This is a genomic window from Clostridium gelidum (genome assembly GCF_019977655.1).
GTDB classification, from domain to species: Bacteria; Bacillota; Clostridia; order Clostridiales; family Clostridiaceae; genus Clostridium; species Clostridium gelidum.
Window position 1 is genome coordinate 829,176 of sequence record NZ_AP024849.1, and the last position, 16,515, is coordinate 845,690.

General features: G+C 28.6%; 13 protein-coding genes and 1 riboswitch. Of the genes, 9 read left to right on the forward strand and 4 right to left on the reverse strand.

Going from position 1 to position 16,515, the window contains the following annotated elements; genetic code table 11:
* Nucleotides 1-39: 39 nt before the first annotated feature.
* The 3 genes from psyc5s11_RS03940 (at nt 40) to psyc5s11_RS03950 (ending at nt 6,506) form a co-directional block, all read left to right on the forward strand.
* Nucleotides 40-540 (forward strand): chemotaxis protein CheW, encoded by a 501-nt coding sequence (locus psyc5s11_RS03940; protein WP_224036333.1) that lies wholly within the window; start codon nt 40-42, stop codon nt 538-540.
* A gap of 37 nt (nt 541-577) precedes the next feature.
* Nucleotides 578-3,334, forward strand: a complete 2,757-nt coding sequence (locus psyc5s11_RS03945; protein WP_224036334.1) for a methyl-accepting chemotaxis protein — start codon at nt 578-580, stop codon at nt 3,332-3,334.
* Nucleotides 3,335-3,613: 279 nt separating this feature from the next.
* A riboswitch (NiCo riboswitch) is annotated at nt 3,614-3,741 on the forward strand.
* Nucleotides 3,742-3,977: 236 nt separating this feature from the next.
* Nucleotides 3,978-6,506 (forward strand): cation-translocating P-type ATPase, encoded by a 2,529-nt coding sequence (locus tag psyc5s11_RS03950; protein WP_224036335.1) that lies wholly within the window; start codon nt 3,978-3,980, stop codon nt 6,504-6,506.
* A 393-nt stretch (nt 6,507-6,899) separates the two neighbouring features.
* Here the strand turns inward: psyc5s11_RS03950 and psyc5s11_RS03955 are convergent, their stop codons facing one another.
* A complete protein-coding gene (locus psyc5s11_RS03955; RefSeq protein ID WP_224036336.1) occupies nt 6,900-8,066 on the reverse strand; it encodes an iron-containing alcohol dehydrogenase in 1,167 nt (388 codons plus the stop codon).
* A 531-nt stretch (nt 8,067-8,597) separates the two neighbouring features.
* On the opposite strand from psyc5s11_RS03955, the gene psyc5s11_RS03960 reads away from it, so the two are divergent.
* The 6 genes from psyc5s11_RS03960 to psyc5s11_RS03985 all read left to right on the forward strand — a co-directional run bounded on the left by psyc5s11_RS03960 (nt 8,598) and on the right by psyc5s11_RS03985 (nt 14,115).
* Nucleotides 8,598-9,224: a hypothetical protein gene (locus psyc5s11_RS03960; protein WP_224036337.1), complete on the forward strand. Its 627-nt coding sequence runs from the start codon at nt 8,598-8,600 to the stop codon at nt 9,222-9,224.
* Nucleotides 9,225-9,328: 104 nt separating this feature from the next.
* Nucleotides 9,329-9,478 (forward strand): hypothetical protein, encoded by a 150-nt coding sequence (locus psyc5s11_RS03965; RefSeq protein ID WP_224036338.1) that lies wholly within the window; start codon nt 9,329-9,331, stop codon nt 9,476-9,478.
* 40 nt (nt 9,479-9,518) lie between these two features.
* On the forward strand, nt 9,519-10,256 hold the full coding sequence (locus psyc5s11_RS03970) for an NYN domain-containing protein (protein WP_224036339.1): 738 nt from the start codon (nt 9,519-9,521) through the stop codon (nt 10,254-10,256).
* 503 nt (nt 10,257-10,759) lie between these two features.
* Complete coding sequence (locus psyc5s11_RS03975; RefSeq protein WP_224036340.1) at nt 10,760-12,550, forward strand: MutS-related protein; 1,791 nt, start codon at nt 10,760-10,762, stop codon at nt 12,548-12,550.
* Between the two features lie 48 nt (nt 12,551-12,598).
* Complete coding sequence (locus psyc5s11_RS03980) at nt 12,599-13,504, forward strand: 3'-5' exonuclease (RefSeq protein ID WP_224036341.1); 906 nt, start codon at nt 12,599-12,601, stop codon at nt 13,502-13,504.
* 161 nt (nt 13,505-13,665) lie between these two features.
* Nucleotides 13,666-14,115, forward strand: a complete 450-nt coding sequence (locus tag psyc5s11_RS03985; RefSeq protein ID WP_224036342.1) for a CBS domain-containing protein — start codon at nt 13,666-13,668, stop codon at nt 14,113-14,115.
* 119 nt (nt 14,116-14,234) lie between these two features.
* Here psyc5s11_RS03985 and psyc5s11_RS03990 read toward each other — a convergent pair whose 3' ends face one another.
* From psyc5s11_RS03990 to psyc5s11_RS04000, 3 genes are read right to left on the reverse strand one after another with little or no spacing between them, the layout of a single operon-like run.
* Nucleotides 14,235-14,894 (reverse strand): DUF1292 domain-containing protein, encoded by a 660-nt coding sequence (locus psyc5s11_RS03990; RefSeq protein ID WP_224036343.1) that lies wholly within the window; start codon nt 14,892-14,894, stop codon nt 14,235-14,237.
* 8 nt (nt 14,895-14,902) lie between these two features.
* Complete coding sequence (locus psyc5s11_RS03995) at nt 14,903-15,553, reverse strand: PspA/IM30 family protein (protein WP_224036344.1); 651 nt, start codon at nt 15,551-15,553, stop codon at nt 14,903-14,905.
* A 22-nt stretch (nt 15,554-15,575) separates the two neighbouring features.
* The gene (locus psyc5s11_RS04000) at nt 15,576-16,265 is read right to left on the reverse strand and encodes a hypothetical protein (protein ID WP_224036345.1); all 690 of its coding nucleotides are present in this window, start codon (nt 16,263-16,265) and stop codon (nt 15,576-15,578) included.
* Nucleotides 16,266-16,515 lie beyond the last annotated feature (250 nt).

Consider the following 16,515-nt stretch of genomic DNA (forward strand, 5'->3'; position numbering starts at 1 on the left):
GCCCCTTGTGGGTATAAAATTAAAGAGGTGATTAAAAAAATGGCAGAGTTTTTACAAGAATTAATTGAAAATGAAGAGGACACCCAAAAAGATAAATACCTCATATTTTCAATTGGCAAGGAATATTATGGTATTGATATTGAATATGTAATAGAAATTATAGGGATTGAGCCAATAACTGAAGTACCAGAATTACCTACTTACATTAAGGGGGTTATAAATCTTAGAGGAAAGATAATACCAGTAATGGATGTTAGACTAAAATTTAAAAAAGTAGAAAAAGAATATGATGATAGAACATGCATTATAGTAGTTGAAATAGGAAGTATATGTATTGGCTTAATAATAGATACAGTTGTAGAGGTGGCAAGTATTCAGGAAAGTAGTATTTCACCACAACCAAAGACCAGTTGTAATAGAGACACTGCTAATAAATATATAAAGGGAATTGGGGAAGTTTTAAATGGTGTAAGGCTTCTTATAGATTGTCAAAAACTTTTAGAAGAAGATGAAATAGAAGAATTACAAAATAAACAATAATTAAAAAATTATGTTTCAAAAACTAAGGAGGTAAAAAATGAATTGGTTTCTTAACTTAAAAATTAATAAAAAATTAATATTGAGCTTTGTATTAATATCATTAATTACAGGAATAATGGGCGTGTATGCAATTGCAAATATAAAATCTGCAGATGAATCAGATACAGAATTATATGAACATATGACAATACCTATATCACAAATGGCAGAAATATCAACAGAATTTCAAAGAATAAGAGTGAATACAAGGGATATGATAATTACACAATCATCTAATGATATTGAAGCTAATATACAAAACATTAAGGAGAGAAACGAAAATATTACTAAATTATCAGATGAGTTTAATAAAACTATTATTTCAGAAAATATGAGAAAGCAGTTTGATATTTTTAAAGCTGCAAGAATTGACTATATGCCAAAACTTGATAAAGTAATAGCTCTTGCAAAAGAAAATAAAGATGAAGAAGCTTTTGCAATGCTTGATGAAAATGGTGAAGCAGGTAAAGCATTAAAATTAGAGCAAGATGCTATAGAAAAAATAGTAGTAATGAAGACTAATGATGCAAAAACAAAAGCAGATTTAAATACTAAAAATGCCAATACCACAATTACAATAACAACTATAATAATTATTATTACTATGGGTATAGCAATAATAATTGGAATAAGCATTGCTAGTTTAATTACCAAGCCTTTAAAGAAGGTAGTACATATGATTGAGGAAATGAGTAAAGGTCATTTTAGCGAAAGATTAAATATAGATACAGATGATGAAGTGGGACAAATAGCTAAAGCAATGGACTTTTTTGCAGATGAATTAAAATCTAACGTGATTCAAGTTATGAATAATATATCTAAAGGCGATGTGAGTATGGACGTACTTTTAAAAGACGAAAAAGATGAATTAGCTCCGGCCTTAAAGAAAATGGTAGAAAATATAAGATCCTTAGTAATGGATGTAAACATGCTATCAACGGCAGCTATAGATGGGAAATTTGATATAAGGGCTGATATAGCAAAGCATGAGGGGGATTTCAAAAAAGTTATAAATGGAGTAAATGGTACTTTAAATACTATGGTAGACAAAGTTGTTTGGTATGAGGCTATTATAGATGCTATCCCTTCTCCAATTCATGTTACTGATAATGATATGAATTGGACATACATGAATAAGTCATTTGAAAATCTAATGATTAACCAAGGTGCTATTAGAGATCGTAAATCAGGTTATGGACTAGCATGTAGTCATGCAGGTGCTAATATATGCAATACTGAGAAATGTGGTATAAAGCAGCTTCATAAGGGTAAATCAGAAAGTTTATTTGACTGGTGTGATATGAATAATAAACAAGATACATCATATTTAAAAAATAAAAAAGGAGAAAATATTGGATATGTTGAAGTTATAACAGACTTAACACCTATTATTAGAGTAAGTGAGTATACAAGAATCGAAGTTAAGAGACTTGAAGGAAACTTGAAGTTACTATCAAATGGTAATACTAACTTTGATCTTGAGATTAAAAAAGCAGATAAATTTACTGATGAAGTTAATGAACAGTTTGAAGGAATATCGAATAGCTTAAAAGATGTTAAGAGTGCAGTAGATAATCTTGTAACAGATGCAAATATGGTATCAAATGAAGCTACAGAAGGAAATTTAGATGCGAGAACAGATGAAGCAAGACATAGTGGGGATTTTAAAAAGATAGTACATGGAATAAATGAATTAATGGAAGCTATGGTAAAACCAATAAAAGAAGTAATTAATGGAATGCGTGAAATGGCAGAAGGAAATTTACAAATTTCAGTTAATGAAAATTATAAAGGAGAATTTGGCAAGCTAGCAAAATCTGTTAACATCACAGTAGATTCTTTGAATTCTATTCTTAGTGAGTTAAACACTGCTTCTGAGCAAGTTTTTACAGGATCAAACCAAGTTTCAGATGCTAGCCAAGCATTATCTCAAGGGGCTACACAACAAGCAAGTGCTATAGAAGAATTGAATGCTTCTATGACTGATGTTGCAGGACAAACTAAAGAAAATGCTAATAATGCAAATCAAGCTAAAGAGCTTACTATTAAGGTAAAGGAAAATGCTGAAGAAGGTAATAGACATATGGGTGAAATGCTCAAATCTATGAGTAATATAAATGAATCTTCTGCTAATATTTCAAAAATAATTAAAGTTATAGATGAAATTGCATTTCAAACAAATATACTTGCACTTAATGCAGCAGTAGAAGCTGCAAGAGCAGGTCAACATGGTAAGGGCTTTGCAGTAGTTGCTGAGGAGGTAAGAAACCTAGCAGCAAGAAGTGCAAATGCAGCTAAAGAAACAACAGATCTTATAGAAGGTTCCATAAAGAAAATAGAAAAAGGAACTGAAATAACAAATCAAACGGCAAAAGCTTTAGATGAAATAGTAGGAGGAGTATCAAAAGTAACTACCATTGTAGCAGAAATAGCAGCATTATCAAATGAGCAGGCTTCTAGTATTTCTCAAATAAATTTAGGAATTGAACAGGTATCACAGGTTATTCAGTCAAATTCATCAACTGCTGAACAAAGTGCAGCAGCTAGTGAAGAACTTTCAAGTCAAGCAGAACTACTTAAAGATATGGTTACTAGTTTTAAACTTAAAAACAGTAATATGAAAAATGGTTTATCAAATCATACCTATAACAACAGACATGTTTATAATTCAGAGAGTAATATGACTAATAGAGAAGTAGCAACATCAATCAATCCTAAAATATCTTTAAGTGATAGAGAGTTTGGAAAGTACTAATTTAACAATTGACAATTTTTGAGCTTGTTCTAAAATTGTCAATTGAATTTGATAGGTGGATTTATGATTAGTCAGTTCAATCAAATTCAGCAACTGCTGAGGAAAGTGCAGTAGCAAGTGAAGAATTAACAGCATAAGCATATACATTAAATTCAATGATGGGGTGTTTTAAACTCACTAAATGAATAATTAAATACAGAAAATAAAAGATAGGAAACTATATAAAAAGTTTGAATATAATAAAGTATATGAAAATCTCTTTGCGCTGCATACAAATCTACAGTACAAACTGATCAGGCGATGAATTTATTTAAGCATATTTAAATGTTAGTTTCTTTTATATGCTTTAATTCGTGGTGCCGGGCCAAATATGGCAACAGGATTATTATAATACCTGTGGGACAGTAAAATGTTCTACGGGTATTTTTATGTATCCTAGAACATTAAATATAGTTGAATCATCTTTAAATGATATTAGGCATATTAAATTAAATAATAAGTCAGCATAATAGTCTATTTTGAGATATTGACGTGTTATTTTCTTTCACGTGCCTTAGAAAGATGAAAATGCAATGCCATAGAGATATCAAAATATAGCTTCTTGAAGAAAATTCAAGGATAAAATTAATGGAGGTATCTTATTATGACAGAACAAGAAAAAAACGAAATAATGAAAGGTTTGACTAGTTATCAAGTAAGAGATGCACAAGAAAGGTTTGGAAAAAATCAATTAATAATTGAAAAAAAGGAGAGTTTATTTAGAAAAATATTAGAAGTTCTTGCAGAGCCTATGTTTTTATTATTACTAGTAGCATCCATTATATACTTTATATTAGGAGAACCACAAGATGGTGCCATTATGCTTGTATTTGTTCTCGGTATAATTAGTATTGATGTGGTGCAAGAATGGAAAACAGATAAGACGTTAAAAGCACTGAAGGATTTATCAGCACCTCATATAACTGTAGTGCGAGATGGAAAAGAAATTTTAATTAATAGTGAAAATTTAGTTCCAGGGGATTTAATGCTAATTTCAGAAGGTGTAAAGATTCCAGCGGATGGTAAGATTATTAGCTGCAATGATTTATGTGTTGATGAATCTTCTCTTACTGGAGAATCAGAAGGAACATGGAAAACTTCAATAGATAAAAAGGATAAAGATATTGAAAATAATAAGGATTATTGGAAAAGGGATTATTGCTATGCAGGAACATTGGTAGTACAAGGTAATGCTACAGTAGTAATTGATAAAATAGGATCTATGACTGAATACGGAAAAATTGGAGTGAATATTGTATCTACTAAAGAGAGTAAGACACTACTTCAAAAGCAAACAGGAAAGTTAGTTAAACTATGTGCAGGAATTGCAGCAGTACTTTTTGCATTAGTTTCTATTGTAACTTACCTAAATTTATCGGGGCATATTTTAAAAGACAGAATTATTGAAAGTATACTTTCAGGAATAACTCTTGCCATGGCAATGATACCTGAGGAGTTTCCTGTTATTCTTACTGTGTTTTTATCAATGGGAGCTTGGAGGTTAGCTAAAAAACAATCCCTTGTTCGTAAGCTTCCATCAGTTGAAACCTTGGGGGCAGTTTCAGTACTTTGCGTGGACAAGACTGGAACAATAACTATGAATAAGATGACAGTACAAGATAATTGGGCCTTAAATGATAATAAAAATGAACTCTGCAAAATTATGGGCATGGCTTGTGAAACAGAAGCATATGATCCTATGGAAAAAGCAATGCTCAGTTATTGTGAATGTTTAAGTATTACAAGAGATTATTTGTTTAGTGGCAATCTATTAACAGAATATCCTTTTACCAATGAAACAAAAATGATGGGACATGTCTGGGAAAAAGATGGAGAAATTACTATTGCCTCAAAAGGCTCAGCAGAAAAAATATTGACTATTTGTAAATTGAATACTCAGCAGCGTATAGAAGTAGAAGCAAAGATATTAAAAATGTCATCAAAAGGGTTACGTGTAATAGCTGTAGGAATTATGAAAGTAAAGAATAACGATGAAGTACCAGAGTCACTTTTACAGTGTAATTTAACACTATGTGGATTAATAGGTCTTGCAGATCCACCAAGAGAATCCATAAAAGATGACATTAAGAATTGTATAAAAGCTGGTATAAGAGTAGTTATGATCACAGGCGACAATGGAATAACAGCAAGTTCAATTGCAAAGCAAATAGGGATGATTCATAGTAATAAAATTATAACTGGCGATGAACTTAATTTAATGAATGATGAAGAATTAAGAGAAAAAGTTAAAGATGTTAGCGTGTTTTCAAGAGTTGTACCAGAGCATAAAATGCGTATTGTTAAAGCATTTAAAGAGAATGGTGAAATAGTTGCTATGACTGGAGATGGAGTTAATGATGCTCCAGCACTTAAATTTGCAGACATTGGTATAGCCATGGGCAAAAGAGGGTCAGAAGTTTCTAGAGAAGCAGCAGATTTAATTTTATTAGATGATAATTTTTCAACTATAATAGATACAGTTAAGGATGGAAGGCGAATATATGATAACATTAGAAAAGCTGTTGGATATGTTTTTACAATTCATATTCCTATAGCATTTGCTTCATTACTTGCACCACTTCTAGGAATAAATGCAGGAGCTTTATTGCTATTACCAGTTCATGTTGTTCTTTTAGAATTAATAATAGATCCAACATGCTCTATTGTGCTAGAACGCCAAGCAGCTGAAAGAGATATTATGAAACGCAAACCACGCAATTCAAAGGAAAATATAATAACATCAAAGAGTCTTATGAAAAGTATAATTCAAGGGATTATTATTTTTATAGCTTCTTTTGGAACTTATTATTTATATTTAGATAATAATATAAATAATGCCACAGTAGCTCGCAGCATGGGACTCGTAATAATTTTTATCTCCAACATAATACTTGTACAAGTTAACAGCTCAGATACTGATTTGGCTTATAAATCATTTATGATAAATATAAAAGATCGTGTAATGTGGATGGTGAATATAGGAACTATACTTGGAATACTTTTAATAGTGTATACTCCTATATCAAGCTTCTTAAAATTAACAGCACTATCCTTTAATCAATTACTCATAGCTATTGGAATTTCAATAATTGCGGTTATGTGGTATGAGATTGTAAAGATAATTAAGCAATAAAATATTGATATTACATTAGGCACAATCAAAAAAATAACAAGTCCATTTGCCAGTCTATTTTCCATCATGCTGCGTCGGCAAATTGACCTAATAGGCCCACTATGAGGGCAATTCGTCTCCTTGCCTGATGAAAAATATTCGTGGCAACTTTGGACTTGTTATTTATTTTCATGTGCCTTATTGACTATCAATGTCTATTTTCATAGTGAGTGTTTTAAATAAATGTTGTTAATATATTTAGAACTTGTATTATATAGCAAGTTCTAAATGAATTAGTATATATTAAAAAGAAAATGTTGTTATGAGAGTGTACGAACTCATAACAACATTTCTTTAAAACACCCTGTATGGAATTAAAAACAGTATATGAGGGTAATCAAACAGAATAGATTTCTATAAAGCTAATTTTAGTATTTTTAGAGCATCTTTTTCTCTTATTGGAAGGAAGCCTCCAACATGATCTTTATGATGAACTAATTTTTTTGACATTTCATCTATTCTATCTTCTGGTAATTTAGCGTCTTTAAAACGTATTGGTAATTCCATGGCTTTAAAGAATTCTTCTAATTTTTCTATTGCATGTAAAGCAGTTTCTTCTGGATTATTTAAGTTTATATCTAGATTAAATACTCTATTACCAAATTGAGCAAATCTATTTATGTTGTTTTTATAGACATACTTCATCCAAGCCGGGAATATTATTGAAAGTCCAGCACCATGAGCTATATCATATATACCACTAAGTTCATGTTCAATATCATGACTAGCCCAATCTCCATCTCTACCCATATTTAATGAATCATTATGAGCAACTGTACCAGCAAGCATTATTTCAGCTCTTGCATCATAGTCATTTGGATTTTTCATAAGACGTAGACCATTATCAATTATTGTTTTCATTGTAGCTTCACATAATCTATCTGTTAAATCAACATTAGTTTGATTTGTGAAATATCTCTCCATAACATGAGCTAACATATCAGCAACGCCACAAGAAGTTTGGTATTTAGGTAATGTAAATGTTAATTCTGGATTTAATATTGAAAATTGAGGTCTTAAAGTAGGATAACCTAATGCTCTCTTATATAAGCCGTCTTCATTAGTAATAACAGAACCACTACTTGTTTCACTACCAGCAGCAGGAATTGTTAGTACAGTAGCTAATTTTAGACATTCATGATTTATAGGGGTTCCTGTATATAAGTCCCAAACATCACCAGCATAATTTACTCCAGCAGCTATTGCTTTAGAAGAATCTATAACACTACCACCACCAACAGCTAAAATGAAATCAATATTTTCTTTTCTGCAAATATCAATTCCTTCTCTCACCAAAGAAACTCTAGGATTAGGTTTAACTCCGGAGAGCTCAATAAATTCAACACCCGAATCTTTAAGTGATTTTGTAATTTTATTATATAAACCAGTTTTAATTATTGAACCACCACCATAGTGAAGTAATATTTTGTTGCTATAATTTTTAATTTCGCTTCCAACTGAATCTTCTGTGTTCTTACCGAATATTAATTTTGTACTATTTTGAAAAATAAAATTGTTCATTTTTAAACCTCCAAGAATATATTTTTGTTATATATATCTTACATCTTCGAGTCAACTCTAAGTCAATACATTTTGTAAATAAAAATAAATTTAATAAATAATTTTTAGTAACAGATATAAAACATCTGTTACTAAAGAATATATAGAAGAAAAATTTTGTCTATATAATTAAACTTAAATGTAATAATATAAATATAATAACAAATATTAACTTGAAAATGATATAATATTTTCAAAACTACGAGGAAGGTATTTCGCTCCCAGTTGGTAAATTAATTAGTGACTTAAAACTAATATCTTATGATAACATTGAGGAATTTCATTTTGAAGAGTATTCTAAAAATAAATTTTGGTTAGAAATAAAGCCTCTTAAATCAAAAAGAATAAATTATAGAATGAATAAAGAAGAAAAAGAAAAAGTAATATCTTTTGTAAAAGGAATTAGACCTGAATACAATATAAAAACGACTAAAGAATATAAAGATTAATTATATTAAAAAAACGTATTCTATTGTGGGGGGAGAAAAATTAATGAAATTTAATGAAAAGATTTTAGGCTGGGTAGTAATAGTTCTTATTTGGGGAATAGGGGCACTATCATATAAATTTAGTTGGGTTATATATATACTGTATCCTTTGTTTATTATTACTATATTATTTGTTTTAGTGAGTGATATTATTTCATTGAAGAAAGGGTACTATTGTAAAGAAAAAAAGTTATCAATAAAAGTTTCGTATTATAGATATATAGAAAATATAATTTTTATATTATTGCTAATATTAAATTTAAATACAACAGATGTAGAGAAAGATAGAAATATTTTTATACTTTTTATTATTTTTTTTATAATTAATTTAGCAATAGAGTATATAAAAAATTATAAAATTTATTTTCTTGAAAATGGAATTTTTATTGATTCATTTGTATTTAATAAGAAGGTTATCCCATATAGTAAAATTGAAAAGTTGAATTTTATAGAATATCAAAAGGGAAAGTTTCTTTTAGATATACAGTTAGAAAAATCATTTGATACTAAAGATCATGAATATAAGATTAAAGAAAAAGATAAAAGAGACATAATTTCATTTATAAATGATTTTATTGATAAAGAAAAAATAATTGAAACTAAAGAATATAAAGAAGACAAATTATGGTGATATTAGGTGCACTTAAAAAATAGTAGAATAATTACAAAGTTTAACCAGAAAAGTGATACAATATTCATAAGATTAAAATTATTTAGGTAGGGGGATAATATAAGATGAACGCAGTAGTAATGTTAATTCCATTTTTAGTGATATATGTGCCAGTATTAGGGGCTAGTATATATGGATTTATTCTTTTTGTAAAACTTGCTAAAAGAGGAATTAAAGCTTTAGATATTTATATAGAAGAAAAATCACAAAAATAATGAATAAAATACTAAATTATTTAAACAAGGGGGATGCTAAATGGAAAATGATAAAAAGATTGCAGTTTTAATTGATGCAGATAATGTATCAGATAAATATATAAAATTTATATTTGATGAACTTTCCAATCATGGGACACCAACGTATAAAAGGATTTATGGAGATTGGACAAAGCCACAACTTGCTTCATGGAAGAGTGTGCTTCTTAATTATTCTATTACTCCAATTCAACAATATAATTATACAACGGGTAAAAATTCAACAGATTCAGCATTAATAATTGATGCAATGGATATACTTTATTCAAAAAATGTAGATGGATTTTGTATTATTTCAAGTGATAGTGATTTTACAAGACTGGCTGCTAGGCTCCGAGAAGCTGGGATGTATGTTGTTGGTATGGGAGAAAAGAAAACACCTACACCTTTCATATCAGCTTGTGAAAAGTTTAAATATCTTGAAGTTTTAGCTGGAACTATTACCGATATTAGTAATATTGATGGAGTGTTAGAAAAGCAGCATACACCAAAAGAAGGTTTAGCAAATTTAGGAGAGTTAATAAAATCTATAAAGAACATAATCACAGAGAGTTCTGATGAAGAGGGATGGGCAAATTTGGGCGAGGTTGGGAATAAACTTAATATGCGTTATCCAGATTTTGATACAAGGAACTATGGATATTCAAAACTATCTTCTTTTATATCATCTTTAAACAAATTTGAAATATTGTCAGGAAAAACAAATAGGGGAGAAACACTTGTTAAAAATAAAAAATAATAGAATTAGTTCGGTTATAGATATCCACCGTGAAAATCGTACTTATGCGTATAATTAGCCGAAATTGAATACATGTTTATTCCAGCGGACTAAGAAAATTTCGCTGGAATCCACTAAATGTCAGGTTGCATCCATTTCTGCTTGCTCCTGAGGCAAGCTCAGGACAAGCAAAAATGGAACAACCAACCATTAAGTGGCTTCAACAGCTTATTTTCTAATGCCGCTTGCACAAACATGTATCCAATTTCTCTGTTTGTATATATGGTTAACTATGGTGGGCATAGAATTTAATAGTACGTATAAGTAAAACTTGTATTGTGGTTATGAAAAATAAAAGCAGATTAAAATATCTTACAGAAAATATAAGATGTCTTAATTTGTTTTTATTTTATTATAAGGTAAAATTAATAATCAAAAAATTATAAGGTAAATAATTGACACATTCTACTAATAACGTACAATAGAATAGTAAGAGTGAAAATGAAATTATATAAGGAGGAAGTATGAGTTTAGCAGAAGAATTTTATAAAAATAATATAGAAAAGAATAGTAAAGAAAGTAATGCTTTAAGTAGCAAAGTAAATGTTATTGGATGGAGTAGATTAGTTGTAGTATTACTTTGTGCTTTAGTTGATTACTTTTTATATAAACAAAATAAAATAATGATGATTGTAGTTGTAACTATAGTGATTACAGGATTCTTTTTGATTTTAATGTTTTATCATAACAATATATTTGAATATAAAAAAAGAATTGATTTGCTAATAAATATTAATGAAAAGGGACTTAAAAGGCTGGGCGGAGAATTTAAAAAATTTAAAGACAATGGATCAGAATATTTAGATGATGAGCATTCTTTTATAAATGATTTAGATGTGTTTGGTAATAATTCAATTTTTCAATACATTAATTCTACCGTTACTAAAGGTGGAAGAGAGGAATTAGTAAAATTATTAAAACGAGAAAAGGTATTAGTGAGTAATGAAATAAAAGAAAGACAAGAAGCTATAAGGGAACTGGGCGAAAAAGCTGTATGGAGACAAAAAATAATTGTTGAAGGTAACTTAAAGAAATCACAAGATATACATTTAGATTCTCTAATTAAGTGGAGTGAGGGAAAAGAATCTTCAAGTCCTTTAAGATTAGCAATTGCTTGTACTTTTATGTTAGCAACCATTTTTTCAATATACTTAGCAATTAAAGGAATAGTACCATTATCATTTATTATTTTAGATCTTATGGTTAATTTTTTGGTTGTTAAGATATTAGCTAAGAGTATGGCAAAGGAAATTGAATTGTTTGACTCTATAAAAAGTAGTGTTTATGGATATAGCAAAATTTTATGTTTGATTGAAGATGAAAAATTTGAATCTTTATACTTAAAAACTTTAATCAGTAAATTAAAAAGTAATAAGGTAAGCTGCAAATATGAAATGAAAAAGTTTTCTGATATACTAGATTGGGCAGGTAATAGTTCATATAATGCATTTTATTTAATTCTTAATATAGTTTTATTTTCGGATGTATTTTTAATGAGAAGTTTAGAAAAATGGAGAGAAAAAAATGGTGACAAACTTGAAGATTGGCTTAAAGTAATGCATGAGATAGATGCGTTAAATAGCATAGCAAATCTTTCTTTTGAAAATGAAACTTGGACTTATCCAGTTATTTTAAATGAGAATGAAATAGAAGGTATTAATATAGGTCATCCACTACTTGGAAAGAAATCAGTTAGAAATAAATTTTCATTAAGAGGAGAAAAAAAGGTATCACTTATTACAGGTTCTAATATGTCAGGGAAAAGTACATTCTTAAGAACATTAGGTGTAAATCTAGTTCTTAGTTATATAGGAGCACCAGTATGTGCTGATAAATTCTCATGTGGAATTATGAATATATATACTTGCATGAGAACAAAAGATAATTTAGAGGAAAGTATTTCTTCATTTTATGCAGAGATTTTAAGAATAAAAATATTGATTGAAGCATCTAAAAAAGGAGAAAAGATATTTTTCCTTTTAGATGAAATATTTAAAGGAACTAATTCTAAGGATAGGCATACAGGAGCTATAGTGCTAATTAAGCAATTGATTCAATATGGAGGAGTAGGGCTTGTATCTACACATGATTTAGAACTATGTGACTTAGAGCGAGAAAACAAAAGCATAATAAATTATAATTTTAGAGAATTCTATGAAAATGATAAAATTAAATTTGATTATATATTAAGAAATGGAAAGAGTGAAACACAAAATGCAATTCATTTAATGAAGCTTGCAGGAATAGAAATTTAGGGCATATTTTCTTACATATGCCTACATTAGAAAGGAATAGATATAAAAATGGGGTACATTATTATTGATTTGGAGTTTAACAATTTAAGAAATATAACTAATTATTACAAGGATTTTTTTGAAGAACATGGGAAATTTGATAATATAAATTTAGAAAATGAGATTATAGAAATAGGAGCTGTAAAGGTAGATAAGTACATGAAACCAATAAGTGAACTTAAAGTATATGTCAAACCTACAGTATTTCCTGTAATTAATCCTATAGTAACTGAAATTACAAAAATAGATATAAACCTATTAAACGAACAAGGTGTATCTTTTGAGGAAGCTATAAACAAACTTAAAGATATGTTTGAAGAAGGAGATGTTCTTTGCTCATGGGCAAAGGATGATGTTGTAGAATTAATTATAAATGCAAATCATTATAATTATAATGATTTAAGTTGGCTTAATGAATATTTAGATATTCAAGAGTATGTAACTAAAATGCTAGCCCATAAGAAAGCATTAGGACTTAAAGCAGCATTAGATGAACTTAAAATCAAGGTAGATGAGACAAAATTACATGATGCATTAAATGATTCTATATATACAGTTGAGGTATTTAGAAGAGTATACAATTCTAGAGTTATTAAAAATTATTTAGTTAATGATATATATAATATGCCAGCATTACATGTTTCAAATCTCGAAAATATTAAAATTGATGAGGAAAAATTGATGCTAAAGTGCCCTAAGTGCGGAAAGAAAGTTGAATTAGAAACACCAATTAAACTTTTGAATTGGAGATTTGCAGGTGTTGGTGTATGCTCTAAATGTAAGAGTAATGTTTTATGTGAAGTTTTAGTTAAAAAAACACTCAAAGGAGAAGAAGCATATAATGAAGTTAATAGCATTATAAAAAATGAAGCATATATGAATTATGTTTATAAATTGGAAAGTTCGGATGAATAAGGCACATGCACTTGTTATTTTTTTGATTGTGCCTAAAGGTGGATTTAAATATAAATTCACCTATAAGTATTTAATTTATATAAAGAATTTTAATGTAAAATATGATAAAATAGTCTTATAAACAAAAATCAAATGAATATAATAAGGAAAGGATTTTATTTATGAATATAGCCTTTTTTCTTACACCTAAAAACGAAGTAGTATGTGAAGATGAAGATGCAACAATGAGACAAGTTATGGAGAGAATGGAATATCACGGTTATACCGCTATACCAATTATAGATAGAGAAGGAAAATATGTGGAAACGTTAACTGAAGGAGACTTATTATGGCAGTTAAAAAATACACAGAATTTAAATTTTAAGAATACTGAATCAATTAAAGTTAAAGACATAGTAAAAAGAATAACGCACAAATCTGTGTCGATAACTTCCAATATAGAAAGTCTGATATCATTAGCTGTAAGTCAAAATTTTGTTCCAGTAACTGATGATAATGGAACCTTTATAGGGATAATAAAAAGAAGTGATATAATAAATTATTGTTTTAGAGAAATGGAAAAGAGAAAAGATTTAGAAAGACAACAGTTTGCAATGTATGATGAAGGATAATATAACAAAAAAATTATGAATGTTATATAAAATAAAAGCCATGAAATTGAGTTTTTTAATTCTCATTTTCATGGTCTTTTCTTTATATTTAATAATTATCATTTTATTTAAGTATTTAATTATTCTGCACTTTGATAAGTTTCAATTACGAAATCAAATTCAGCACCATCGGTTATTTCACCATAGGAGTCTTCCTTAATTCCTGGGTAATAGTATAACACTAATTTATCACTTGAATTAGTTAAGTTTTCAAGTAAAATGTATAACCTATCTAAGGTACAATCTTCAACAACTGCTAAAGCCTTATATTTTGAAGCTCTTCCAGTATCATTGTTAGTAAGATCTAATGTGAAATTATCAAATTTTCTTACATTAACCCTTTTTTTATCACAAAAGCAAATTTTAGATCCACTTCTACAGCTTGAACATTTTTTGAAATTACATTCAAAAGTACAGTTTAAGCATTCACAATTAGAACATTTTTCTAACTGTTTAAAGGTTTCTATATTTTTAGCTTTGAAACCTTGAACAAGAGTAATGCTCGGATTTGATTTAAACATTGAAAATAAAGATTTCTTTTTACAATCAGCTTCAGCAGAATCCAAAAGTTTAGTATATTCTTGAAGTACTGATGATTTAGTAAAATATTTTCGTATATTTAAATCTCTTTCAGAGACAAAGGGAGAAATCTCACTTATAGCATAAGCTACATCAGTATAAATCTTGCCCCAGTATCTTCTTTCTGAATTTATAAAATCTATATCTTTATCATTATCCATATTATCACCTAGCTATTCTTATATTTTGCGAGTTCAAGGTCTAAGTCAACTTCATCTAATTTTGCAAATTCACTATCAAAATTATCTAAATCTCTTAATTCTCCCAAGCCTTGAGCAAGAGATTCTTTTCTTTGAATTTTTCTTTCTATACTATCAATTTGTATTGAGTTACTCTTAGTTTGCACATTAGCAAGAACCTCATTAACTTTTTGAGAAGCTTCAGCATTTGCAAATCTTGCAGCAGCTTCATCTCTATAACTTCTAGTTTTTGTTATTTCTTCTTCTAAAGCACGAAGATTTGCTTTTAAGGTATCAGCTTGAACTTTTGAACTATCATAGCTTGCTTGCAAAGAAACAACCTTTTTATCAATTTCAACTTTTTTAACTAAAGCTCTTTTAGCTAGTTCTTCATTTCCCTTACTTAAAGCTAATTTTACTTTTTGATCATAATCTTCAGATTCTCTTTTTGAAAGAGTTAACTTCTTTTCAATTTCATGAACATTACCTAAAATTTGAGCTGAACTTAATTTAGCTTTATTAAATTGTTCATCCATATCTCTTATTTTTTGATCTAATAATTCAACTGGATTTTCCATTTCATCTAATGTATTATTTACCTTTCCTTTAATCATATTTGACATTCTTGTAAAAATTCCCATATTAATACCTCCACAAATTTTATTATTTTCTCTTATTATTTAAATATTTTTTTATTAATATAAAAGCTAATAGAAATACTCCAGCTAAAACTAAAGCATTAATTATTGAGCTAGAAGGTGAGCCGAAATAAAATGGTCTGTAAAATCCACCACCACCACCAAAGAATAGAAAGGTGGAACTCCTATTTGATCCATTGCTATAGGTCTGAGTATTATTTTTTTTATTATCATTTGTATTAGGAGAGCTTGAAGAATCGTCAGTTTTATTTTTATCAGTTGTAGAATATGAACCACTCTTAAATCCCTCAGCACTTTTTGAACTAGTTGAATCTTTGTTAGTACTAGTAGCACCATCACTATTTGTAGATGTACTTGAATCAGAACTAGCTTTTGAACCGCTACTACCACTTGAAAAATCACCTGATTTAAATCCCTCAGCACTCTTTGAGCTATTATCAGTGCTAGTAGAAGATTTACCCGATGAATTGCTAACAGAGCCTGAACTAAATCCACTTTTTGGCTTTGAACTGCTAGTACTAGATTTACTGCTAAAGCTTGACTTACCACTAGATTTAGCAAAAGCTATAGTGCTATCAGATGGACTTATACCTGAATAATACAATGCATCTAATGGCAAACTTGAAAATGCAAAGATAAATGTTAAAAGTAGAGTTAAAACATATTTTTTATTAATCTTATTAATAGTGATCACCCCTTTAAGACTATGTATTTATTATATAAAAAAGATTTGTTATACACAATATTGAAAAACAACGAAAAAAGACTAAAAAAGATAATTAGAAGTAAATATCATAGATATAGGTTCATATATCTTATGTATAGTGGTAATATCTATTGCATTAAGAGGTATGAGATACCGTTTCTAGAAAATATATTATATTTTCACTTCAATATAAGAATAATTATTTCCAATAAAAATATATTTGTGTATTTATTGGATA